The organism is Haematobacter missouriensis (assembly GCF_000740775.1).
Classification (GTDB): Bacteria; Pseudomonadota; Alphaproteobacteria; order Rhodobacterales; family Rhodobacteraceae; genus Haematobacter; species Haematobacter missouriensis.
This window is the reverse complement of record NZ_JFGS01000036.1, coordinates 13,018-34,370: the sequence shown is the minus strand read 5'-3', so window position 1 is coordinate 34,370 and position 21,353 is coordinate 13,018. Positions and strand designations below refer to the sequence as shown.

At 64.7% G+C, this 21,353-nt stretch carries 23 protein-coding genes; 6 read left to right on the top strand and 17 right to left on the bottom strand.

Annotated elements, in window-relative coordinates:
• Positions 1-351, bottom strand: a 351-nt coding sequence (locus CG51_RS16170; protein ID WP_035746730.1) for an AMP-binding protein, incomplete at its 3' end; no start/stop codon positions are given.
• A gap of 107 nt (positions 352-458) precedes the next feature.
• On the opposite strand from CG51_RS16170, the gene CG51_RS16165 reads away from it, so the two are divergent.
• The 3 genes from CG51_RS16165 to CG51_RS16155 all read left to right on the top strand — a co-directional run bounded on the left by CG51_RS16165 (position 459) and on the right by CG51_RS16155 (position 3,123).
• Positions 459-1,190, top strand: a complete 732-nt coding sequence (locus CG51_RS16165) for an enoyl-CoA hydratase/isomerase family protein (protein ID WP_035746728.1) — start codon at positions 459-461, stop codon at positions 1,188-1,190.
• 25 nt (positions 1,191-1,215) lie between these two features.
• Positions 1,216-2,412 carry an ABC transporter substrate-binding protein gene (locus CG51_RS16160; protein ID WP_035746726.1) on the top strand — a complete coding sequence of 399 codons (1,197 nt, stop codon included), beginning with the start codon at positions 1,216-1,218 and terminating at the stop codon, positions 2,410-2,412.
• Positions 2,413-2,634: 222 nt separating this feature from the next.
• A complete protein-coding gene (locus tag CG51_RS16155; protein ID WP_051930751.1) occupies positions 2,635-3,123 on the top strand; it encodes a thioesterase family protein in 489 nt (162 codons plus the stop codon).
• Between the two features lie 103 nt (positions 3,124-3,226).
• Here CG51_RS16155 and CG51_RS16150 read toward each other — a convergent pair whose 3' ends face one another.
• The 3 genes from CG51_RS16150 to CG51_RS16140 are packed head-to-tail and all read right to left on the bottom strand — an operon-like array spanning position 3,227 to position 5,033.
• On the bottom strand, positions 3,227-3,685 hold the full coding sequence (locus CG51_RS16150) for an acyl-CoA thioesterase (protein ID WP_051930749.1): 459 nt from the start codon (positions 3,683-3,685) through the stop codon (positions 3,227-3,229).
• 2 nt (positions 3,686-3,687) lie between these two features.
• Entirely contained in the window at positions 3,688-4,602 is a 915-nt protein-coding gene (locus CG51_RS16145; RefSeq protein ID WP_035746725.1) for an SDR family NAD(P)-dependent oxidoreductase, read from the bottom strand.
• Positions 4,599-5,033 carry a MaoC family dehydratase gene (locus CG51_RS16140; RefSeq protein ID WP_035746724.1) on the bottom strand — a complete coding sequence of 145 codons (435 nt, stop codon included), beginning with the start codon at positions 5,031-5,033 and terminating at the stop codon, positions 4,599-4,601. Before CG51_RS16140 ends, CG51_RS16145 begins: the two co-directional genes overlap by 4 nt.
• A gap of 92 nt (positions 5,034-5,125) precedes the next feature.
• Here CG51_RS16140 and CG51_RS16135 point away from each other — a divergent pair, with 92 nt between their 5' ends.
• Positions 5,126-5,758 (top strand): TetR/AcrR family transcriptional regulator, encoded by a 633-nt coding sequence (locus tag CG51_RS16135; RefSeq protein WP_035746723.1) that lies wholly within the window; start codon positions 5,126-5,128, stop codon positions 5,756-5,758.
• Positions 5,759-5,838: 80 nt separating this feature from the next.
• On the opposite strand, the gene CG51_RS16130 is transcribed toward CG51_RS16135, so the two are convergent.
• The 13 genes from CG51_RS16130 to CG51_RS16070 all read right to left on the bottom strand — a co-directional run bounded on the left by CG51_RS16130 (position 5,839) and on the right by CG51_RS16070 (position 19,057).
• On the bottom strand, positions 5,839-7,011 hold the full coding sequence (locus CG51_RS16130) for a BatD family protein (protein WP_035746720.1): 1,173 nt from the start codon (positions 7,009-7,011) through the stop codon (positions 5,839-5,841).
• Positions 7,005-7,613, bottom strand: coding sequence for a hypothetical protein (locus tag CG51_RS16125; RefSeq protein ID WP_035746713.1), 609 nt, complete (start codon positions 7,611-7,613; stop codon positions 7,005-7,007). Before CG51_RS16125 ends, CG51_RS16130 begins: the two co-directional genes overlap by 7 nt.
• Entirely contained in the window at positions 7,610-8,548 is a 939-nt protein-coding gene (locus tag CG51_RS16120) for a VWA domain-containing protein (protein WP_035746711.1), read from the bottom strand. Before CG51_RS16120 ends, CG51_RS16125 begins: the two co-directional genes overlap by 4 nt.
• Positions 8,545-9,531 (bottom strand): VWA domain-containing protein, encoded by a 987-nt coding sequence (locus CG51_RS16115; RefSeq protein WP_035746710.1) that lies wholly within the window; start codon positions 9,529-9,531, stop codon positions 8,545-8,547. Before CG51_RS16115 ends, CG51_RS16120 begins: the two co-directional genes overlap by 4 nt.
• Positions 9,524-9,886: a hypothetical protein gene (locus tag CG51_RS16110; RefSeq protein WP_051930748.1), complete on the bottom strand. Its 363-nt coding sequence runs from the start codon at positions 9,884-9,886 to the stop codon at positions 9,524-9,526. The genes CG51_RS16115 and CG51_RS16110 overlap by 8 nt, the downstream gene beginning before the upstream one ends.
• Positions 9,883-10,752, bottom strand: coding sequence for a DUF58 domain-containing protein (locus CG51_RS16105; RefSeq protein ID WP_035746707.1), 870 nt, complete (start codon positions 10,750-10,752; stop codon positions 9,883-9,885). Before CG51_RS16105 ends, CG51_RS16110 begins: the two co-directional genes overlap by 4 nt.
• A complete protein-coding gene (locus CG51_RS16100; protein ID WP_051930754.1) occupies positions 10,736-11,650 on the bottom strand; it encodes an AAA family ATPase in 915 nt (304 codons plus the stop codon). The genes CG51_RS16105 and CG51_RS16100 overlap by 17 nt, the downstream gene beginning before the upstream one ends.
• Positions 11,651-12,045: 395 nt before the next feature.
• The gene (locus CG51_RS16095) at positions 12,046-13,473 is read right to left on the bottom strand and encodes a M20 family metallopeptidase (protein ID WP_035746704.1); all 1,428 of its coding nucleotides are present in this window, start codon (positions 13,471-13,473) and stop codon (positions 12,046-12,048) included.
• A gap of 37 nt (positions 13,474-13,510) precedes the next feature.
• Positions 13,511-14,512 (bottom strand): ABC transporter ATP-binding protein, encoded by a 1,002-nt coding sequence (locus tag CG51_RS16090; protein ID WP_035746702.1) that lies wholly within the window; start codon positions 14,510-14,512, stop codon positions 13,511-13,513.
• On the bottom strand, positions 14,509-15,492 hold the full coding sequence (locus tag CG51_RS16085; protein ID WP_035746700.1) for an ABC transporter ATP-binding protein: 984 nt from the start codon (positions 15,490-15,492) through the stop codon (positions 14,509-14,511). The genes CG51_RS16090 and CG51_RS16085 overlap by 4 nt, the downstream gene beginning before the upstream one ends.
• Positions 15,489-16,409, bottom strand: a complete 921-nt coding sequence (locus tag CG51_RS16080; RefSeq protein ID WP_035746698.1) for an ABC transporter permease — start codon at positions 16,407-16,409, stop codon at positions 15,489-15,491. Before CG51_RS16080 ends, CG51_RS16085 begins: the two co-directional genes overlap by 4 nt.
• Positions 16,406-17,383 (bottom strand): ABC transporter permease, encoded by a 978-nt coding sequence (locus tag CG51_RS16075; RefSeq protein ID WP_035746696.1) that lies wholly within the window; start codon positions 17,381-17,383, stop codon positions 16,406-16,408. Before CG51_RS16075 ends, CG51_RS16080 begins: the two co-directional genes overlap by 4 nt.
• A gap of 63 nt (positions 17,384-17,446) precedes the next feature.
• Positions 17,447-19,057 carry an ABC transporter substrate-binding protein gene (locus tag CG51_RS16070; RefSeq protein WP_035746693.1) on the bottom strand — a complete coding sequence of 537 codons (1,611 nt, stop codon included), beginning with the start codon at positions 19,055-19,057 and terminating at the stop codon, positions 17,447-17,449.
• Between the two features lie 157 nt (positions 19,058-19,214).
• Here CG51_RS16070 and CG51_RS16065 point away from each other — a divergent pair, with 157 nt between their 5' ends.
• Positions 19,215-20,180, top strand: a complete 966-nt coding sequence (locus CG51_RS16065; RefSeq protein ID WP_158212544.1) for a LysR substrate-binding domain-containing protein — start codon at positions 19,215-19,217, stop codon at positions 20,178-20,180.
• Between the two features lie 2 nt (positions 20,181-20,182).
• A complete protein-coding gene (gene argE / locus CG51_RS16060) occupies positions 20,183-21,352 on the top strand; it encodes an acetylornithine deacetylase (protein WP_035746692.1) in 1,170 nt (389 codons plus the stop codon).
• Position 21,353: the final 1 nt, after the last annotated feature.

Sequence of the window (21,353 nt, the reverse complement as noted above, 5' to 3'; positions counted from 1 at the left end):
CAAGCGGCAGGCCACTTGGGGAATGTCGGTTAGAATATGTTCGAGCGGCTTACCGCGAGAGGCTGTATTCAAGGGGATATAGACAGCGCAAAGGTAGTTGATTGCGAACCAGGTGACGAGCAGGTCAGGCCCGTTCCCCATGAAGCATAGAACATGGCTGCCGCGGCGGACGCCATGCGCGTGCAGCGTTGCGGCGCGCTGACGGACCTTCTCCCATGTCACGCGGTAGGACCACTGAACATCGGGCCAGAAATGCACGAAAAGCGCCTCAGGGCGGTCCTCCGCATACCGGTCCAGCAGATTGCGCAATACCGCTTGCTCCCGGTCGAGTGCCTTGTCCTCTTGTTCCATCTGGTCCTCCTCCCACACGCGCCCCATTCGTATGGACATGCAAAAGCCGTTTGCAATGCCCTGCAAATCATGCAACATACCGCGTAGTATGTCAAAGGGGGAACGGCATGCCGTCCGTCACCATCACGCGGGAAGAATGCGTAGCATTGGTCCGCTATGACAGGGGCGCAAAGGCGAATGCGCTGAGCCATGAGACCATCCTCGATCTGACCCGCGCGGCAGAGGAACTGGCCGTTGATACGACATGCCATGTCGTCCTTCTCGCAGGGACAGAGAAACGGTTCTCTGCGGGTGTTGACCTTGATGATGCCGGGCTTTGGCGACCGGGAGAGGGCGGTGTCGCGCGCTCGGAGGCGATGGCCGCTGGCGGCCGGATGGTGGATCGCTGGACCCGGCTGCCGCAGGTTTGCATTGCTGCGGTGGAGGGGCCTGCCATCGGCGGCGGTGCGATTCTCGCGCTCGCGGCTGATTTCCGCGTCATGGGGGAGGGGAGCTACTTCCGCTTCCCTGAAGTGCGGCTCGGCATGACGTTGGGTTGGGGCGGGTTGCCGTTGCTGGCGGCACTAGTCGGGCCGGCGCGGGCGAAGCTCATGCTCTTTACCGACGCGCGTATCGAGTCCTGCGAAGCGGAGCGGCTTGGCCTGTGTGAGCGTGCGGTTCCGGCGGGGGCTGCCCTTGCTGCAGCGCAGGAGATGGCCGCAGGTATCGCCGCCTGTCCTCCGATGGCTCTTCGCATGACCAAGCGGACGGTGGACAGCCACTGCCGCAGGAACTGGGCCTCGGGTTTCGAGGCCGATCAATTCTTTCTGTCGCGTCTGCTGTCGGAGGAAACCGGCTGACGCGACCTGATTGGGGGAGGGACGTATGACACTCAAGGCATTGTTGACGGGGGTGGCGCTTGCCACCCTTGCATCTGCTGCTTCCGCGGAGCCTTATCGGCTGGGCGTGCTGACGGACATGTCGGGCATGAACTTCGACCTTGCCGGGCAAGGTTCGGTGGTCGCCGCGCGTATGGCCGTCGAGGATTTTGGCGGCACGCTGCTGGGGGAGCCGGTCGAGGTGATCGTGGGCGATCATCAGAACAAGCCCGATGTGGGCGCCACGCTCGCCCGGCGATGGATCGACGAGCAGAACGTGAAGGCGGTGATCGACGTGCCCACGTCTTCCGTCGCCATGGCTGTTCAGGATGTGACCCGTGCGGCGGATGTGGCATTCCTGATCTCCACCGCCGGATCGTCGGACCTGACGGGCAAGGCGTGCTCTCCCTCCAGTGCGCTCTGGACATGGGATACCTATGCGCTTGCCAACGGCACCGGGAGGGCCATGACACAGGAGGGCGGCAAGAGCTGGTTCTTCATCACGGCAGACTATACCTTTGGTCATGCGCTGGAGCGCGACACGTCGGAGGCGGTGCGTTCGCTCGGCGGCGAGGTGGTGGGTGCCGTGCGCCACCCTCGAGAGACGACCGACTTTTCCTCCTACCTTCTGCAGGCACAGGCCTCCGGCGCGGATGTGATCGCGCTGGCGAATTCCTCCGGCGACACGATGACCGCGATGAAGCAGGCGGGCGAATACGGCATCACCGCAGGCGGGCAGAAGCTCGCCGGACTGTTGCTGTTCTTGACGGACGTGGACGGCGTGGGGCTGGAAACGGCGCAGGGCCTGACCCTAACCACCGGGTTCTACTGGGACTTCGACGATCAGACCCGCGCATGGTCCACACGCTTCGGCGAGCAGATGGGCGGACGCATGCCAACCATGGTCCAGGCGGGCGTCTATTCTGCGGTGCTGAACTACCTGAAGGCTGCAGAGGCGGCAAAGACCGTCGGGGGCACCGCGGTGATGTCGGAGCTTCGCACCATGAAGATCGACGACATGTTCGCGCGGAATGCCTATCTTCGGGAGGATGGCCGCCTTGTCCATGACATGTATCTTGCACAGGTAAAGACGCCACAGGAGTCGACAGGACGCTGGGATTACTACAAAATTCTGCGGACGATACCCGGAGAGGAGGCTTTCAAGCCGTTGGAGCAAAGTGACTGTCCGCTCGTCAAGAAGTGACGCCTTGCGCGTCCTCCTCTTAGCAGGATGCTGTAAAAGTCGGCCGCCTGCTCGGGCTTGCGCTGAAAATCAGAAAGTCACCCCGGCCCCGCGCCAAAACTTGCGGTTTCCGGGGCGCATCTCAACAATGTGGGAAAAATCTCCGGCCCAAGGCAGCCGCGGAATGCTTTTTCAGCAGCCTGTCAGGGGGACGTTGCCGGGATGAGTGAGGAGGAGAAGCGGATGGAGAGTGGCGCCCGCCATGGGCTGATCGTGCTGAACCGGCATGTGCCGGAGGGGTGGGTGGATTACAACGGGCACATGGGCGACTTCGCCTACGGGATCGCCTTTTCGGATGCGGTGACGGCCTATATGGATCGCATCGGCGTCGATGCCGCCTATCGGGAGCGGACCGGGGCCACGCTTTACACGCTCGACTGTCGCATCGGCTTCCTTCGGGAATGTCACCTGGGCGATCCGCTGGAAGTGGAGCTGGTTCTGCTCGCCGCGGATGACAAGCGGCTGCACGTCTTTCTGCGGTTGCAGGGCGGAGACGGGCGGGAGCTTGCACTTTGCGAGCAGTTGCTCATGCATGTCGGGCGAGCCTCCGGCAGCCCACGGGCGGAACCGTTCCCGGCGAATATCGCAAAGATCGTGGAGCAAGACAGGGCCGCCCATGCCGACCTGATCCGGCCGGACTGGCTGGGCCGCCGGATCGGACTTTCCCGTTAGCGCGCCAGGGTGGGTCGGAAAGCGCAGGAACTCGCGTCCGGCGCTCAGCCAGTCCGGCCGGATCACGTCGGCATGGGCGGGAGCTGGTGTCCGGCTACCTCGATCAGATCGTGGCGCCGGACGGAGGCGTCAGGCCATGCGCCATCTCAAGATGCGCGGGGGTCAACGGGACAGGGCGACGGGTTGTGCGGTCGATATAGACATGCACATATCCGCCTTGTGCTGCTGCTGTATCTGCTCCCTCCCGGAATAGCGCAAAGCTCCATGTCAGGCTGCTGGAGCCGATACGGACGATACGCAGACCCACCTCTACCCGTTCCGGGTAGGTCACCTCGGCGAAGTAGTGCATCCACTGCTGGGCAACGATTCCGATCGGCCCGGTCCCGCCCGCAAGATCGAGCGCCCCGGCGGCGATCAGCGGGCGGTTCACCGCGCTGTCGAAACACTCCATGTAGCTCACATTGTTCATGTGACCGTAGATGTCCATGTCGCGCCAGCGCGTTTCCATGGTGTAGAAGACGGTGTAATCGGCCCGGCGATGTGGATTGGCGCGGTCAAGCATGGTCAGCTGGCCCGTTCTGCATCGCGCGCGCGGGCGACGATCCGCTCGACATGATCCAGCCCGTTCTGCGTTTCCGTGAATCCATCCAGTTTCGCGAGCGTACTAAATGCTTCCGCAACCGCCTCGGGAGTGCGTGAGCCTTCGGGCAGATAGATGCCTTCGTTCTCTACAATGGCGAGCCGCGCGACCGTACCCGCCCCGGCCAGCAGCGCCGTGCGACTCGGCGCACCCTCGCTGGTGAGATAGAGTGCGGCGGGGACAACGTTGTCGGGTGAGAGATGAGCGAGCACCTCCTCCTCCATCATGTCGCCTGTCATGCGTGTGGCGGCTGTGGGCAGGACCGCGTTGACGTGGATGCCGTACTTCTGCCCTTCGAAATGCAACACGTTCATGAGCCCGATCAGCCCGGCCTTGGCCGCGCCGTAGTTGGCCTGACCGAAGTTGCCATAAACCCCTGATGTGGAGGATGTCATCAGGATACGTCCATAGCCCTGCTGGCGCATTGTCTCCCATACTGCCTTCGTCGCATTGGCCGAACCGATGAGATGCACCTCCACCACGGCGCGGAAGTCTTCCATCGTCATCTTGGCGAAGGTTCTGTCGCGCAGGATACCCGCGTTGTTGATGAGCACGTCGATCCGTCCGAAGGTCTCGCATGTGCGGGCGGCCAGCGCCTCCATCTGCGAAAAGTCGGTGACGTTTCCCCCGTCCGCCAGGGCTTCCCCGCCCTGCGCTGCGATCTCCGCCACGACCGCTTCCGCCGCAGCGGTGGAGCCACCCCGCCCATCCCGCGCACCGCCGAAGTCGTTGACGACCACCTTTGCCCCTCGCCGTGCCAGTTCCAGCGCATAGGCGCGCCCCAACCCGCCGCCTGCTCCCGTAACGATGGCGACGCGCCCGTCATAGCTGATGGTCATTGTGCCCTCTCCTCCGCCTGCACCTTCAGTATATGCCATTCCGCAACGGCTGCCGGCTTCTGCTGGCCCTCCACCTCTACCGTCACGCCATAAGTTTCGAGCCGCCCGCTTCCGCGTGCCTGTGAAGAAACAGGTGTAAAGCGCGCGCGGATCCGGCTGCCGACCCTGACGGGTGCGACGAAACGGACCTTCTCGAAACCATAATTCACCTCTACCCCACTGACGGGCGGCAGAGCGCTCTGCTGCAATTGAGTTAGGAGGGAGATAACGAGAAAGCCGTGTGCTATGGTGCCGCCGAAACCACCCTCACGGGACGCGCGTTCGGGATCGACGTGGATATATTGATGGTCGCCGATGACATCTGCAAAGCGATCAACAAGTCCCTGATCTATGAGAAGCCAATCGCTTACCCGGTCCGCAGCCTGCTGCATTGCCCTCTCCTACACAACATACGCAGTAGTATGGATTGCTTTTGTTACTGTCCAGTGGCAATATCGTCAATGAAACCAGCAACCGAGACCGGATGACACAGCCACGCACACGCAACAGAGACGACGGGGCGGGGAATATCGAGATCCTCGAAATGGCGGCGCAATGCTTCATGGAGCAGGGTTTCGCGGCCACCAGCATTGACGACGTAGCCCGGCGGCTCGGGGCGACGAAAGGCCGGATTTACCACTATTATTCCTCCAAGACCGACCTGTTCTTCGATGTGCATCGCGAGGGGATGGAGCGTCTGTTCCGCGCGGTGGAACCGGTGATGGCGGGGTCTGGTCCTGCGGTGCAGCGGTTGACGGCCATGCTCCATGCCCATGCGATGGCGATGATGACTAACGTGGCCTTCGAGGCAGTAGTGGTGCAGGGCGTGCACATGCACAGGATGGCGGCAACGACACCGGACCAGCGCCGCACGCTGGACGCTCTGATCTCTCTGCGGCGGCGCTTCGAAGGGTTGTTCCGCCAGGTCATGGAGGAGGGCATCGCAGATGGCTCCCTCCGCGCCATGGATGTGTCTGTCGGGGCAAAGGCGATGCTCGGCGCGGTGAACTGGATGTCGGTGTGGTATCGCCCGCTGCCGGAGGAAACGCAGGAGAGCCGCCACAACCTTGCCGACCAGATCGTCGCAACGCAGATCGAGGGTTTCCGTCGGCGGTAACACGGCGATGCGGAACTGCGGCCCCACATGGCCCTATGTTGCGCGTAACCGGGAACGACGACTGCCGCGCCTACTCCGAGCTAAACGTCGCTCCTACCTGCTGCCTGGCGCAGATCGCGCACAAAGGCGTCGGGTTTGAACGTCTGTGGTTCGGGGCCGTAGATCCTGCGATCCAATCCCGCGAGCAGAGATCTTATCGCCGGCGATGTTCGGCCATCCAGATACGCCTCCGCTGCGCGACGGAGCGCAAGGGGATCGCCCGCCCGGGCGGCCCGGCGGAGCGCCAGTCGCGGCAGGGGCGACCAGCGCCGCAGAAGCCGCTTCCAGCCTGTGCGCCCCGCGGCGGGCGCGCTGCGCCACAGCATCACGCCGGTTCCAGCACCCACGCCCGCGATGATCGCGGCGCCGGAGAGTGCATCCTCCCAAATTCCGAAACGCCCCGTCCTCGTCCGGTTCGCGGCGAAGCTCGCGTAACCAATGGAGAGGGGCGGGATTTCCACGCTCTCCATCCGGCGGGTGTTGCTGTCGAAATAGGGGATGGTGACGGGTTCGATGACCCCCGGCTCCCCGGTCTCCGGGCGGAACTGCCATGTCCAGACTACTTCCGCCACCGGCCCTTCGGCTGTAAGGGTCAGCTTGCGCTCCACCGGCGCGGCGAAGGTGATGAGCCAGTTTTCCGAGACCACGGGCCGGGGTGGCAACATCTCCGGCAGTGCGCCTTCCGCCGTCAGGGTGATGCGCCGCGTGACCGTTTCGCCGTCCGCCAGATGCGCGGGATCGGTGGAGAGTTCCTGGCGGAGTGTCAGCCGCTCTGCCGCCAGCTTCCAGCCGCGCTCCGCCGGGAAGGGGCCTACTGGGATTTCCACCGGCTGGGCTTTCACTTCCCGCGGCTGGCGCTGGCTCGCTTCGTCGATGATAGTGAGGTGGTGAAACACCGGTCCGAAATGCAGTACTCCCGGTCGCCGGGGGAAAAGCGCCAGGTGCCGCTCCATCACCTGCCATGGCAGCCCCCCGATGATCTCCTGCCGCCAGCTATCGGGGGCAGTCTGTATCCAGTCGAAACTGTCGCTGGGTGCGATCTCCAGCTTCTCGTTCGCCACCTTGCGGTCATAGACGGCGCGGATTGTGACGGGGAGCATTTCCCCGGCGACCAGGTCCTTGTGTCTCGGCTCGGGTTGGATCGTGAGCGTAAGGGTTTCCGCTCCCGCAGGCGAGACGAGCAGTGCGAGGGAGAGAAGCAGCCATCTCACCATGGATCGCCTTCCTGCGGCGCCGTCAGTCCCATCGAAAGGCGACGGTCGTTTTCAGCGGCGAGCCGGAGGCGCAGGAACGCGCCGGGATCGTCGGGAATCGTCGCGAGCCACTCCCGATCGGCCACCCGTCTGCCCGCGTCGAGCGGACGCCCGAGCCGCTTCACTTCGTCAATCGGTGATCCGCCCGGTGTGGCTATGGCGACGACAGCGATCCGTCCCGCTTCGTTTCCCTCGCCCATCTGCGGCGGTATCAGCGCGTTTACCAGATTGCGGTTCTCCCGCGCAGCGCTGTCAGCGGGGTTGGCGAACAGCACCGCGTCGAAATAGGCGCGCGAGAGGGGGTAGTTCCCTGTCGCGGCAAGAGACAGGCCACGGTTGTAAGTGGAAGACCGCCCTGCGCGCGCAAAGGCCGCGTCCGCTTCCGCATAGTTTCCTGCCTGATAGAACGCGACGCCCGCGATGGCAGGATCATCAAGAAGGGATGAAGCCAGGCCCGGTTGCCCCGCCATGAGCAACAGCCGCCCCCCCGCTTCCCGCCCGGCCAGAAGCAGTGCCGCCACGCCTGCAAAGGCGACCAGCGTCGCAACACGGGCCGGGGTCATGGGCGCCTCCGGTAAAGCGGCAGAGCAAGCAGCATCGCCAATCCCACGCACCACGGTCCGAGGTCGTGAAAGACCCGCGTCGCCTCTCCGCTCTTTGCGAGGCGGGCCGTGCGCGCGGCAGCGATCTCTGCCAGAAGGGGGCGCGGTGCCGTCGCTGGAAACTCCTTTCCTCCACCTGCCGCCGCAAGTTGCACGAGGGCGCCCCGGTCCGGTGTGGGCGCTCCCTCCGCGGCACGGGAGAGGGAGAGAGTCCAGACGCGTGCCCCCTCCGCTTGAAGTCGGCGCGCTTCCGTCAGCGCCGGGGGGCCGAAACCGCCGCCGTCGGAGATGAGGACGAGATCCGCGCCGGCAATGCCGGGACCATCGTTCCCCGCCACGAGGTTTCGGCTCTCGGCGAGCGCGATGTCAGGACGACTGCCGGTGACCGGCATGGTATCGGCCGCCAGCACCGCGATGATGCTCTGAAGACTGGCCGTGTCGGTTGTCGGAGCGGAGGCGACATAGGCATCCGCAGCATAGACCATGATGCCGACCGGCCGGCCTTCGGATTGATTGAGCAGGAATGCCGCCGCCGCCTGAAGGTCGGGAAGGGCCGCGCCCGCCGCGACGGACGGCGAAAGGTCGAGCAGCAGCAACATCGGATCGAGCGCGCGGTACTCAACCCCCTCCGGTCGCAGAACCGCAGGCCCCGAAAGGCCAAGGATGAGACTGGCGGCGATAAGGAGAGGTAGCAGCGCAGCCCTGTCCGGGCGGGCCGGCAGGATCTGTCCCAGCGCCAGCAATTCGCGGCGGATGGCGGGGTCGATGAGCGTCGTCCACGGGCTTCGCCCCTGTTGCACGCGAAGCCAGAATGCCAGCGCGGCAAGCGGCAGCAGGGCCAGAAGCCAGACCGGACGCAACAGCACCAGACCGGCCCCAAGGGCAAGGGGCGTCATGCTGCTCGCCCGGCACGGCGGGTGAAAAGGTCTGTCGCCTCAGCCACGGCAACGCCGAGGGCCAGCAACAGGGCAAGCGCGGCTGGCCAGGCCCACAAGGCCTCCGCCACGATCACCGGTGGACGGCTGGATGGGTTCGGCTCCAGCCGGTCCAGATCGGCGGCCATCTGCACGAGGTCCGCCATATTGCGCACCCGCCAGGAGCGCCCGCCGCTGGCTTCCGCAATGTCACGGAGCGTGGCGATATCGACGGCATCCCGGGCGGCGGGCCGCGTTTCCAAGTCCTCCGGGCCAAGGGCGATGGTGTGAACCCGGACGCCCATCGTCGCAGCAAGCCGCCCCACGTCTCGTGCGTCCAGCCGGTCGGCGGTGTCGCGCCCGTCAGAGAGAAGCACGATCACGCGGGATGTCGCCGGCTCGGCCGTCACGCGTTTCAACGCCAGGCCCAATCCGTCTGCGATCGCGGTCGAGCGCCCCGTGATCCCGATTTCGGCGCTGTCGATGGCGCGCACGACAGCAGCAAGATCGTGAGTGAGCGGCGCAGCGACATAGGCCTGATCGGCAAAGATCACCAGCCCGATCCTGTCGCCCTCCCGCTCGGAGACAAAGCGGGAGGCCACCCGCTTGACAGCAGCAAGCCTGCTTGCGGTCTGTCCGTCGAGCGTGAAATCCGGCGTTTCCATACTTCCCGACAGGTCGAGCGAGAGCATGATGTCGCGACCGGTCGCCGTCCTGTCAGGCGTGGGTTGCAACCACTCCGGTCCCGCCAGGGCAAGCGTCAGGAACAGCCAGAGCGCAAGCCGCAGCGGCAGGGAGCCATCCCGGAGAGGTCCTTCCGCCACCGGAACCCCCGCCGCCGCGATGGCTTCCGGAAGGTGCAGCGCTTCCGTCCGGTTCTCGCGCGGCCGCAGCAGATAGAACAGGATCAGGGGGAGCGGCAGTAGAAGAAAGGCGAAGGGGTGTGAAAATTGCAGGTCAGCCATTCCGCCCCCCTCCCCAGGCCTCTGCAACCAGCCGCTCCAGATCCGCCGGATCGTAGGGCGTCCCCAGATAAAGCGCGTCGCGATAGCGGTCTGGCAGGGCCACGCCGCGTTCGGCCAAGAGCCGTGCTCCGGCAACCAGCCGCTCGGAAGCGGGCAGGGCGCGAAGCTCGCCAAGCGCATCCGCAGCACGTCGCCGGGCGGGGCGCCGCCGGAACAGTGGCGCAAGGACAAAGACCAGCGCCGCCGCGATGAGCAGTCCGACGCCGAAAGCCGCGAGGATGTCAGCCGCACCGGTGCGCACGAATTCTGCCGGCATCCGGGGCGGATTGAGGGTGTGGACAAGGTCCCCGTTCATCGGGAGTCCCCCATGCCCGGGCCGATGCGTTCCGCAGCGATGCCGGGGCGATGCAGGGTTTCGACACGCGCCGCCGTCGTGGCAGCAAGGCCGGAGAACCCCCGGCGGAGAACGTGTTTGGCGTTATCGACGACCGGGAGCGGGCCTCCAACGGGCGCGCGTTCGAAAACATCTTCGATGAGCAGGAAGCGCAGGGGACCATGGGTGGAAAGTGCGGCAAGCGTCGCTTCCCACGCGGCCCCGGGCAGGTCGAGGCCCGTGGCTACCACGAGGCCGGCCCCTCGCGGTGCGAAACGTGCGGCGCGGCGCATTTCGACATCGAGCGGGGGCGTGGCTAGCCTTGCCATCACCGCTTCCCGGGCCGCAACATGGGCACGCGCGAGGCAACCCGCGACACGGGCCATCCCCCGCGCACCGGGGGCAGGCCGCTCCCCGAAAATCCCGGCATCCGTGATCGCGGCGACCCCGATGGAGCCGCGATCCGCGGCCTCCCGCCACCCCTCCATCGCCAGCTGCTCCGCCCCTACGACCGAACGGAAGCGCCCGCGCGTCGCCCAGAGCATCGGGCGGCGAAAGTCCGCGATGAGCAGCAGGGTCCGCTCCCGCTCCTCATGAAAGGTTCTGACCTGCGGCACCCCGGTTCGGGCGGTCGCCGCAGCGTCCAGATGCCGGGGGTCATCGCCGTCGGCGAAGGGGCGGATCTCGCGGAGCGCCTGTCCACTGCCGCGTTGGCGGACAGGCGTGAGGCCGGGACGCTCTGCCAGCCGCTCCTCCTTGCTGCGCCGGAGGGCAAGCGGGGCGAGGGCGAGCAGGTGGCTTACCGTCACCTCGCCGACGCTTGCGCCCGACTCACCAGGGCCTGACATGATCGATGAGCCGCCGGACCAGATCGCGCGGACCCAGCCCCTCTGACGTGGCACGCCAGCTCGGGACCAGACGATGCGCCAGCACATCCGGCGCCAACAGCTCCACGTCTTCGGGAAGCCCGTGATCTCTCCCGAGCAATCCGGCCCGTGCCCGGGTGCAGGCCGCGAGCGCAAGTGTTCCGCGGGGCGAGACGGCATGTTCCACCAGCCCCGCGAGCGGTCCCTCCTCTGTCTCCCGCGTGGCAATGACGAGTCGGACGATATAGTCCTTGAGAGCGGGGGCCAGCAGCACGCTGTTCGCCGCCCGGGCCGCGGTATGGATGATGTCGGCTCCCAGCCGAGACTGTGTGTCGGGAGGCGGCGCGCGCAGTTCCCCCTCCACCAGATCGAGAATCCGCCGCTCTGCCTCCAAGCCCGGCAGGGCCAGATCGACATGCAGAAGGAAGCGGTCCAGCTGTGCTTCCGGCAGCGGGAAGGTGCCTTCGTGCTCGATGGAGTTCTGCGTGGCGACCACCATGAACGGATCGGGAAGCGCGCGCGTCGTCCCTCCCGCCGTCACCTGGCGTTCGGCCATCGCCTCCAGCAGGGCCGACTGCACCTTGGGGGGCGCGCGGTTGATCTCATCGACGAGCACGAGCTCATGAAACAAGGGTCCCGGTAGGAAATCGAACCGCCCGGTATCCGGGCGGAATACCTGCGTGCCCGTCATATCGGAAGGCATGAGGTCCGGGGTGCACTGGATGCGCGCAAAGTCGCCCGCCAGCCCCTCCGCCAGCCGTTTCACAGCACGCGTCTTGGCAAGGCCGGGTGGGCCTTCAATGAGCACGTGGCCGCCCGCGACCAGCGCGATCATCAGCCGCTCAACCAGATGCTCATGGCCGATCAGCCCTTCGACCATCTCCCGGCCGAGTATCGCAACCGGCGCAAAGGCCGCATTCACCCCGCTGTGCTGTATCGTCACGTCGCTCCTCCCCAAGATCGAACGTGTCGCTCCACAGTGACAGAGCGCGCGCGCCGGCGCCACTCCTCAATAGCTGCTACTTAAGAATGACATAAGAATGAGGAGCGGTCGCCGCAGGATGCTTCGTCGCGCCCCAAAGGGGGCGACGTCGGAGAGCGGGAAGGGGCCAGACATATCGGGAATGCAACGCGCGTCTGACCGCTCGTTTTCCCGGGTTCGTGAAAATGGCGGCAGAGTATCCCTGCCGCCAGAGCGCTGAGCGCCGGTCAGCGACCGATGCCTTCCGCCAGATCGTATCCTCTCGGAAAGGATGCACCGCAGCGAAATGGTGGTCAGAGGTCCACGGGCCGGGGAAGGATCGGGGCACTCACATCGGCCGGGATCGGGCTGGTGTAGGGGGTCTTGTCGATCCGTGCCTTGTGATCTGCCTTGGCGCGCGCGAGCTTGGCAGGGTCGGTCAGCAGGTCGACACCGGTTCCTGCCATTACCTTTGCGGCGTAGATCAGTCCCTTGTGCGCCGCCCCTGCCTTGCCTTGCGCGGTGATCTGCCAGGAATGACCGGGGGATCCGATGGCGTGGGTCGCAACGCGGGCCTGCACGGTGGGCACCGCCCAGGAGACATCGCCCACGTCGGTGGAACCGATCATCGGCTCACCCACGGCCTCCAGCGGGACGATGAAATCGCAAAGAGGTGTCTCCTCCCGAAGCGGAACGCCGGCGCGGCGATAGTCCTTCTCTATCGCTTCATCGCCCACCGTGGCCTGAATGCTGCGGGCATAGGCGCGGTCCGCCTCGTCGAACGGCACCGGGCCAAGGCGTTGCATGTTGGCGAACATGATTTCCTCCATTGGCGTATTGCCGAGGAGGTTGGATACGGCGGAAAGCACGCGGCTGGTGACGCGGGTCTCGGTCATCAGCGCGGCGCCTTCCGCCACTTTCACGACGCGGGGATTGAGGGCGACCATGCCCTGAACATCGCGGGACCGGATGGCATAACGCACGGTCGCCTTCGCCTGCACCACGTTCGGGGCAACCCCGCCGGCATCTATGATGGCGTAGTGAATGCGCGTGCCTTCGGGGACATGCTCTCGCATGTAGTTGACGCCGACGTTCATTAGTTCCACTGCATCCAGCGCGGATCGGCCAAGGTCGGGGGCGGCGGCGGCATGGGACGCGCGCCCGTGGAAGGTGAAGTCGATGCGCGTATTGGCGAGGCTCTTCGCGTCATCCACTCGCGTGATCGACGCAGGATGCCATGTGATTGCGGCATCCACGTCGGCGAACAACCCATCCCTCACCATGAAAGCCTTGGCTGCGCCACCTTCCTCCGCAGGACAGCCGTAGTAGCGCACACGACCGGGAAGGCCTGTCTGCTCCAGATAGGTCTTCATCGCTGCAGCCGCCAGAAGTGCCGCCGATCCAAGCATGTTGTGCCCGCAGCCATGGCCGTAGCCGGTACCTGCAAGCGGCCTGTGTTCTGCGGCGCCGGCCTCCTGCGACAGGCCGGGAAGGGCGTCGTATTCCCCGAGAAAGGCGATGACGGGCCCGCCGCTCCCGGCCTCGCCGATGACGGCGGTGGGTATCCCGGCCGGAGCATCGGTGATGCGGAAGCCCTCTGCCTCCAGCATGGAACGATGTTCTGCGACGGAGCGGAACTCTCCATAGGCCAGCTCTGGCATGTCCCAGATACGGTCGCTGAGCGCGGTGTAGTCCTCACGACGCGCGTCGATCAGGTTCCAGATCAGGTCGGTGTTCTGCATGGCTTCTCTCTGTCGGTTTTCTGACGCGTCTTCGGGGTCAGTTCTGGTCGTTCAGATGGCAGGCGGAGAGCCTGCCGGGGGCCACCGGCTTCAGCAAGGGCCGTTCAACCCTGCACCGCTCCATGGCGTGCGGACAGCGCGGGTGGAAATGACAGCCGGGCGGCGGATTGAGCGGCGAGGGGATTTCCCCTTTGATCGTGGAATAGCTCCGCCGCTTTGCTTCGAACGTCGGGATCTCTGAAATAAGCGCCTGCGTGTAGGGATGGTTCGGACGGGTAAACAGATCCTGCGCTTCGCCCAGCTCGATCATCCGGCCAAGATACATCACCGCAATCCTGTCCGAGATATGTTCGACGACGCCGAGGTCATGGCTGATGAACATGTAGGTGAGGTTCAGTTCCTCCCGCAGCTTCATGAACAGATTGAGGATCTGCGCCTGAATGGAAACATCCAGCGCCGCGACGGATTCGTCGCAGACAATGAAGTCCGGTTTCACGGCGAGCGCGCGGGCGATGCCGATCCGCGCCCGCTGGCCGCCAGAGAACTGATGCGGATAGCGCCGCCTGGTCGTCGGGTCGAGCCCCACGCGCTCCAGCAACGTTTCAACATAGCCGTCCGCCTCCGCCCGGGAAACGAGACCGTGGACGCGAGGGGCCTCGCCAACCAGATTTTCGACGCGAAGGCGAGGGTTCAGCGAAGCCATGGGGTCTTGAAAGACCAGCTGAATCTTCAGTGCGGCCTCCCGGGCCTCCTTACCCTTCAGGCTGGCCATGTCGCGACCGCGGAAGCGGATCTGTCCTTCGCTCGGCGGCAGCAATCCGGCCACCATCCTTCCGAGTGTGGACTTGCCACAGCCGGATTCGCCCACCAGCCCCAAGACTTCGCCGGTCCGCACGGAAAGATCCACGCCATCGACCGCGTGGACGGTGGGCGCGTCGATCGGTGCGCCCAGCCGTTTCGCAGTGCGTTCGGCAAAGTCGAGGTTGCGGGTGAAGCGTTTGGAGACGCCGGAAATTTCGAGAACGGGTGCGGATGTCACGGGATCAGCCCCTCCAGTTCGAGATGGGGGTGGAAGCAGCGCACCTTGCGGCCCGCCTCGACTTCACGGAGCGCCGGTTCCGCCAGACAGGCAGCATCGGCGCGTGGGCACCGGGGGCGAAAGCGGCATCCTTCGGGCAGGTTCATGAGCGATGGCGTCATCCCGGGGATCTGCCGCAGCTCCGAGCGGTGGGGCTTGCCATGAGGGACGGAGTCGATCAGGCCGCGGGTGTAAGGATGGACCGGGCGAGTGATGACTTCCGACGTCTCGCCTTCCTCGACGATGCGGCCCGCATACATGACCACCAGCCGGTCTGCGAGACCGGAGACCACGGCAAGGTCGTGTGTGATCCAGATGAGAGCCGTTCCCGTCTCCCGGCAGAGTTTCTGCACTTCGGCAAGGATCTGTGCCTGGATTGTGACGTCTAGCGCGGTCGTCGGTTCGTCGGCGATGATGAGGTCCGGCTTGTGGAGAAGCGCGATGGCGATCGCCACCCGCTGGCGCATGCCGCCAGAGAACTGGTGAGGATAGCTTTTCAGCCGCTCCTCCGGAGCCGAGATCCCTACCTGCACCAGCGCCGCGCGCGCGCGCTCCATCGCTTCGGCGCGGGACACCTTGTCATGCGCGAGCACCGTCTCCACCATCTGCGTGTCGATGCGCAGAACCGGGTTCAGCGTCATCATGGGATCCTGAAAGATCATCGCTATGCGCTTGCCACGGAGCCCTTGCAGCCGCTTTTCGTCCATTCGGGCGATGTCGTCGCCGTTGAACAGAACCTGTCCCCCGACGACCCGTCCCGGAGGATCGACAAGACCGAGGAGCGAGAACCCGGTTACCGACTTGCCGGAGCCGGATTCACCCACCAGTCCGAGTATTTCACCGCGGTTCAGGGTGAAACTCACCCCGTCCACCGCCTTGGCGACCCCGTCACGCGTCATGAAATGTGTCTTGAGGTCGCGTACATCGAGAAGCGCGGTCATTTCTGCAGCCTCGGGTTCAGCACGTCGCGGAGCCTGTCCCCGACCAGGTTGATGGAGACGATGGTGACGAGGAGGGCAATCCCCGGAAACACACTCACCCAGTAGCGGCCCGACAGGAGGTAGTCGTAGCCGTTGGAGATCAGCAGGCCGAGCGAGGGTTCCGTGATCGGCACGCCGACGCCCAGGAAGGAAAGCGTGGCCTCCAACGCGATGGCCTGCGCGATCTGCACCGTGCCGACAACGATCAGCGGCGGCAGACAGTTCGGCAGAAGGTGACGGAACATGATCCGGCGATGCGATAGCGCGAGGCAGCGCGCAGCGTCGATGTAGTCTTTCCGCCGCTCCACGATGGCGGAGGAGCGCACCGTGCGGGCATAATAGGCCCATTGCACGATGATGAGCGCGAGGATGACCTTGTCCACCCCCCGGCCGAACAGCGCGAGCAGTATCAGCGCGACGAGAATGGAGGGAAAGGACAGCTGCAGATCGACGATGCGCATGATGAACGTGTCCACCCGCCCCCCGAAATAGGCCGACGCCGTGCCCGCGATCACGCCGATCACGATGGCGCAGCCGAGGGAGACCAGCGCGACCAGCAGCGAAATCCGCAGCCCGTAGAGTATGGCGGAGAGCATGTCGCGCCCCTGCGGATCGGTGCCCAGCCAATAGGTCATGCCGGAGAAGCTGGCTTCGCCGGGTGCAAGGCCGCCGTCCATGATGTCAAGCTGAGCAAGGTCATAGGGGTTCTGCGGGGCGATCAGGGGCGCCGCGATTGCCAGCAGAACGACGGCGGCGAATACCAGAAACCCGATGAGCGCCAGCCGGTCTTCTGCAAAGCCCCGCAGGATCTGCCACAGCGGCGACTGCATCCGGGGTTTGCGGGGGGTGGGGGCCGTGGTTTGAACCGTATCGGTCATCCTTTCACCTCCGACAGCCGGACGCGGGGATCGAGAACGGTATAGAGCACGTCCACCACAAGGTTGATGGTAACGATGATAACCACTGTCATCATCAGGTAGGCGACGATCACTGGACGATCGAGCAGGTTGATGGAGTCGATCAGAAGCTTGCCCATGCCCGGCCATGCAAACACCGTCTCCGTGACGATCGCGAAGGCGACCATTGAGCCGAGCTCCAGCCCCAGCACGGTGACGAGCGGGATCATGATGTTCTTGAGCACATGAACGGTGACGATCCGGTTGCGGGACAAGCCCTTGGCGCGGGCAAACTTGATGTAGTCCTGCAAGCTCACCTCTCGCGTGTTGGCGCGGGCAAGGCGGATGACCAGCGCCATCTTGAACAGCGCAAGGTTCATTGCCGGAAGCAGGAGATAGACCCAGCCTTGGGGCGTGAGAAAGCTTACCGGCACGCCCAGCACGGAAACGGTTGGGCCACGCCCACCTGCGGGCAGCCAGCCGAGATAGACCGCGAAGACGAGGATCAGGATCATTCCCTGCCAGAAGTTGGGGAGCGAGAATCCAAGGATCGACCCGGCCATCACGGAGCGTCCGCCAATGCTCTCGGGCTTCAAACCCGCATAGATGCCCAGCGGAATTCCAAGCAGAACAGCGATGAACAGCGCCACGAAGGCCAACTCGAACGTGGCAGGCATCCGCTCCAGAATGATCTGGAGGGCTGGGCGTCCATACACGAAGGATATGCCTAGGTCGCCCCGGAGCGCATTGCCCGCAAAGGTGAGAAACTGTTGCCAGAGGGGCTGGTCGAGGCCCAGCCGCTCGATGGTGGCCCGGATCTCCGCCTGAGTGGCATCCGGGCTGATGAGTATATCGACGGGGTTGCCGATGGCGTACACGCCGAGAAAGACGAGAACGGCCATAACGACGACGGCGAGAATGCTCTGGCCGATGCGGCGCAGCAGATAGACGATCATGAGAGGAACTCGGGCGTTCGGGCAAGGCGCCGGGCCGGATTGGCCCGACGCGTCACGCGGTCGTCAGTCGGTGGCTTGCGTCACGGTGTGCGCAAGCGTGTACTGATCGACGCGCGGCTCATAATTCACCTTGGGCGACATCGCCCAGGCCGAGCGCTCGTAGTGAAGCGGCAGGATGCCGTGCTCGTTCAGAACGATGGTTTCTGCCTGCTGGAGCAGCTCGGAGCGCTCGTCATCGTCGATCGTGACCATCGCCTTTTCCAGCAGAGCGTCCATCTCCGGGCTGCTATAACGCCCCGCATTGGTCACGCCCAGCCCGGCGTCGGGATTGTAGGTCGCGACCAGAGACTTCAACGGTGATGACATTTCACCCGATGCCGCGCCCCAGCCAGCCAGGAAGGCCGGATAGTCGAGTGCGTTCCGGCGCGAGAAGAACTGGCTCGCCGTCGTCGCGTCAACCTTGGTGCGGATGCCGATGCGGGTCAGCATCTGCGCCACCGCCTGCGCCACCTGTTCATCATTGATGTACCGGTCATTCGGCGTGCCGAGCGTCAGTTCAAAGCCGTCCGGGTAGCCGGCCTCCGCCATGAGCTGTTTGGCCTTCTCGGGATCATCACCATCGGCGGGGCGCCCAGAGGTGCCGAACATCGGCGGCGGCAGCAGCTCACCCGCGGGGGTGGCGTAGCCGCTCATGATCCTGTCCACGATTGCCTCGCGGTTGATGGCGAGAGACATGGCCTCTCGCACACGCGGATCCTCCAACGGGTTTTTCCCGTCGGCTCCGGCAATGCCCTTGTGGGGACCGTCCTGGAAGAGCGCGATATAGATCACGCGGTTGGAAAGCGCATCCACGACGTTGAAGCCCGCATTCTTGATGCGCGGCAGGTCCTGCACGGGCGGGGCTTCGATGAGATCAACGTCACCCGCAAGAAGGGCCGCGACGCGCGGACCGGCGCTGCTGATGGGGCGGAGCGTGATGGTTTCCCATTCCGACTTGTCGCCCCAGTAATCCTCCGCCCGCGTCAACACGATCTGCGACCCGCGGGTGAATTCCTTGAGCTTGTAGGGACCAGTGCCGACGACGAGAGCCGGGGAGTTGAAGGCTGCCTGCTGAGGCACCTCCCCCATCCCCTCGCAACCGCCCTTCTTGAAGGCGAGGTCTTTCGTGGCACCGCTGGCATCCGCCGACATGATTGCCCAGGTCGAGCTTTCCACGGGCAGGAGGGGGTTGGGGCCGTCGGTGCGGATGATGACGGTGTGATCGTCTTCCGCCTCAATGCCAGCCACGGATTTCGTGTAGATGGAGAAGGAGGAAGGTGAGTTCTCCACCATCGGGATCCGGCAGACGCTGTAGATCACGTCACGCGCCGTAAAGGGAGTGCCGTTGTGGAAGGCGACATCCTCCCGCAGCCGGAACCGCCACGTGGTTTCGTCGATTGCTTCCCATTCCGTGGCGAGCTTCGGTTGAAGAGCCTGCAGTGCATCCTGATCGAGCAGCGACTCGAAGATACTCAGTCGAACCTGCGTATTGGTGGCGAGGTTGTGAAACTGCGGATCCATCGATGTCGGCTCCGAAGCAAGGCCGATGCGAAGGTTCTGGGCCGACACCGCCGAAACGAGCGCGGTGGACGAAAAAAGCGTGGCTAAGGCGAGGGTTCGCCAGGTCGCTTGCATAATGATCACCCTGTCAGTTGGTCGTTTTCGTCTGTTTCTTAGTGAAGCGGCAAGACCCGAGGAAAAGCCGGGCCATGCCCCTTGGCGTCCAGCGTATTATGAGTTATGAAAATATCCAAGTCCATAAATCATGCAAAATGGTTATAGGGAAGCGGATGTGAGCGCAGCGGATGATGGACGCGGGGGGGAGCGCCGTTTCAACCTGACCCTGCGAGAGTTGGAAGTGCTTCGCGCCCTGGTGGAGGCGGGGACCGCGACGACGGCGGCCCGCAGGCTCGGCCTGACCCAGCCGGCAATCAGCCGGGCTTTGGCGCAGCTTGAAGAGGGATTGGGACGAACATTGTTCGACAGGTCGGGTGGCAGACTGGTGCCAACGACAGATTGTCTCATCATAAACGAGGAGCTGGGGCCTGTATTTGCGGCGCTTGAGCGCATCTCTCGCCCGGAGGCCCCGCGGCAGAAGGGGCGGGGCCATTCCGGGCGGATGGTCGTCGCCGCTCCGCCGACCATCGCACACCGGTTTCTGCCCTCCCGCGTTGCCCGTTTCATCAAGATGAACCCGGATTTGGAAGTGACGTTCGAGGTGGTTGCGTCCGATGCGCTCATCACCGGAGTGGCGGAGGGGCGGTATGAAATCGCCCTGACGGATACGATGCCGTCTCACCCTGCCGTGCGAACCGAGGTCGTGCTGGCGAGCGAGGCGGTCTGCGCGCTGCCCTCGCGCCACCGGCTCGCGGCGAAGGAGGTCATTGAACCCGTCGACTTGGCAGGAGAACCGTTCGTAGCGCTGACGCGTCGTCATTCGGGCCGCATCGCCATCGACAGGGTGCTGCAGCGGGCGGGCATCACGCCGTCCATCGTGGTCGAGACCGCGACAGCAGTCTCAGCCGCCGAATTCGTCGCGGAAGGGCTGGGCGTAGCGCTGCTGAACCCCTTTCCGATCGCCCACCGCCTTGCTCCCGGGGTGGTGATCCGGCCTTTCACGCCTGCTGTGCCCTATCGCACCTCATTTCTCACGCCTTCCAGCCAGCCGATCAGCCCTGCTGCCGCCGATTTCATCGAAATGGTGCGCGCCGAACTCGTCGATCGCTTCAGCCCTGGCGCGCTTATCCAAAGGAGATGACCATGCCCACCCCGACCAGCGCGGAGGTTCTGTCCCGTCTCGTCGCCTTCGACACGACGAGCTGTAACTCGAACCTGCCGCTGATAGACTACGTCGCGGACTATCTTGCGGAGCTTGGGATCGAGAGCCACCGCGTATTCGACGCGACCGGAGAGAAGGCGAACCTTTGGGCGACGGTCGGGCCTGCGGACGTGCCGGGGACGATCCTGTCGGGGCATACCGACACCGTGCCCGTTTTGGGGCAGGCGTGGACGAGTGATCCCTTCACCCTTACGCCGCGGGGAGGCAACCTCTATGCACGCGGCGCTTGCGACATGAAGGGGTTTCTTGCCTGTGCCCTCGCAGCGGTGCCCAAGATGCTTGCCGCGCCGCTCGCCCGACCGATCCATCTCGCCTTCTCCTATGACGAGGAAGTGGGGTGCATCGGCGTGATCGGACTGATCGACTGGCTGGCTGCACAGCCCGTGAAACCAGATTTCTGCGTGGTGGGAGAGCCGACGATGATGTCCCTCGTCGTGGGACATAAGGCAAAGCGCTCCATGAAGATCAGTGTTCGCGGTCGGTCATGCCATTCCTCGCTTGCTCCAGATGGGGTGAATGCGGTGGAATACGGCGCCCTGATCGTCGCGAAGATGCGGGAGATCGCCGGGCGGCTCGCGGCATCGGGCAAACGGAACCCGGCCTATGACGTGCCTCACTCCACGGCGCATGTTGGCACGTTCCATGGGGGAACCGCGCTCAACATCGTGCCGGATGAGGCGGTCATCCTCGGGGAATTTCGTGTACTGCCCGGAGAGGATCCGGACGCGCTGGTCGCGGAACTCAGCGATTACATCGGCATGCTGGATGCGGAAATGAAGGCGCGCGCCCCGGAGACGGGGATAGAGCTTGACGTCTACGCCGCATTCCCCGGTCTTGCCACGCCAGCGGAGTCCGAGGCGGCGGTGCGGGGCCTGTCGCTTGCCGCGGCTAACGGAACCTCCAGCGTTGCCTATGGCACGGAGGGGGGCCGTTTTTCACAAACGCTGGGTGTGCCGACGATCATCTGCGGGCCGGGTTCCATCGGCGATGCGCACAAGCCCGACGAATACATCAGTGAGGCGCAGCTTCAGCTCTGCGACCGGTTCATGGAGCGGTTGATCGACTGGAGCCGTACGAAGCAGGCCGCGTGAC

What these genes read in the sequence shown, in the direction of transcription:
- CG51_RS16165 (WP_035746728.1), top strand. Translation starts at nt 459, where the DNA reads ATGCCGTCCGTCACCATCACGCGGGAAGAATGCGTAGCATTGGTCCGC.
- CG51_RS16160 (WP_035746726.1), top strand. Translation starts at nt 1,216, where the DNA reads ATGACACTCAAGGCATTGTTGACGGGGGTGGCGCTTGCCACCCTTGCA.
- CG51_RS16155 (WP_051930751.1), top strand. Translation starts at nt 2,635, where the DNA reads ATGGAGAGTGGCGCCCGCCATGGGCTGATCGTGCTGAACCGGCATGTG.
- CG51_RS16150 (WP_051930749.1), bottom strand. Translation starts at nt 3,685, where the DNA reads ATGCTTGACCGCGCCAATCCACATCGCCGGGCCGATTACACCGTCTTC.
- CG51_RS16145 (WP_035746725.1), bottom strand. Translation starts at nt 4,602, where the DNA reads ATGACCATCAGCTATGACGGGCGCGTCGCCATCGTTACGGGAGCAGGC.
- CG51_RS16140 (WP_035746724.1), bottom strand. Translation starts at nt 5,033, where the DNA reads ATGCAGCAGGCTGCGGACCGGGTAAGCGATTGGCTTCTCATAGATCAG.
- CG51_RS16135 (WP_035746723.1), top strand. Translation starts at nt 5,126, where the DNA reads ATGACACAGCCACGCACACGCAACAGAGACGACGGGGCGGGGAATATC.
- CG51_RS16130 (WP_035746720.1), bottom strand. Translation starts at nt 7,011, where the DNA reads ATGGTGAGATGGCTGCTTCTCTCCCTCGCACTGCTCGTCTCGCCTGCG.
- CG51_RS16125 (WP_035746713.1), bottom strand. Translation starts at nt 7,613, where the DNA reads ATGACCCCGGCCCGTGTTGCGACGCTGGTCGCCTTTGCAGGCGTGGCG.
- CG51_RS16120 (WP_035746711.1), bottom strand. Translation starts at nt 8,548, where the DNA reads ATGACGCCCCTTGCCCTTGGGGCCGGTCTGGTGCTGTTGCGTCCGGTC.
- CG51_RS16115 (WP_035746710.1), bottom strand. Translation starts at nt 9,531, where the DNA reads ATGGCTGACCTGCAATTTTCACACCCCTTCGCCTTTCTTCTACTGCCG.
- CG51_RS16110 (WP_051930748.1), bottom strand. Translation starts at nt 9,886, where the DNA reads ATGAACGGGGACCTTGTCCACACCCTCAATCCGCCCCGGATGCCGGCA.
- CG51_RS16105 (WP_035746707.1), bottom strand. Translation starts at nt 10,752, where the DNA reads ATGTCAGGCCCTGGTGAGTCGGGCGCAAGCGTCGGCGAGGTGACGGTA.
- CG51_RS16100 (WP_051930754.1), bottom strand. Translation starts at nt 11,650, where the DNA reads ATGGTCGAAGGGCTGATCGGCCATGAGCATCTGGTTGAGCGGCTGATG.
- CG51_RS16095 (WP_035746704.1), bottom strand. Translation starts at nt 13,473, where the DNA reads ATGCAGAACACCGACCTGATCTGGAACCTGATCGACGCGCGTCGTGAG.
- CG51_RS16085 (WP_035746700.1), bottom strand. Translation starts at nt 15,492, where the DNA reads ATGACCGCGCTTCTCGATGTACGCGACCTCAAGACACATTTCATGACG.
- CG51_RS16080 (WP_035746698.1), bottom strand. Translation starts at nt 16,409, where the DNA reads ATGACCGATACGGTTCAAACCACGGCCCCCACCCCCCGCAAACCCCGG.
- CG51_RS16075 (WP_035746696.1), bottom strand. Translation starts at nt 17,383, where the DNA reads ATGATCGTCTATCTGCTGCGCCGCATCGGCCAGAGCATTCTCGCCGTC.
- CG51_RS16070 (WP_035746693.1), bottom strand. Translation starts at nt 19,057, where the DNA reads ATGCAAGCGACCTGGCGAACCCTCGCCTTAGCCACGCTTTTTTCGTCC.
- argE (WP_035746692.1), top strand. Translation starts at nt 20,183, where the DNA reads ATGCCCACCCCGACCAGCGCGGAGGTTCTGTCCCGTCTCGTCGCCTTC.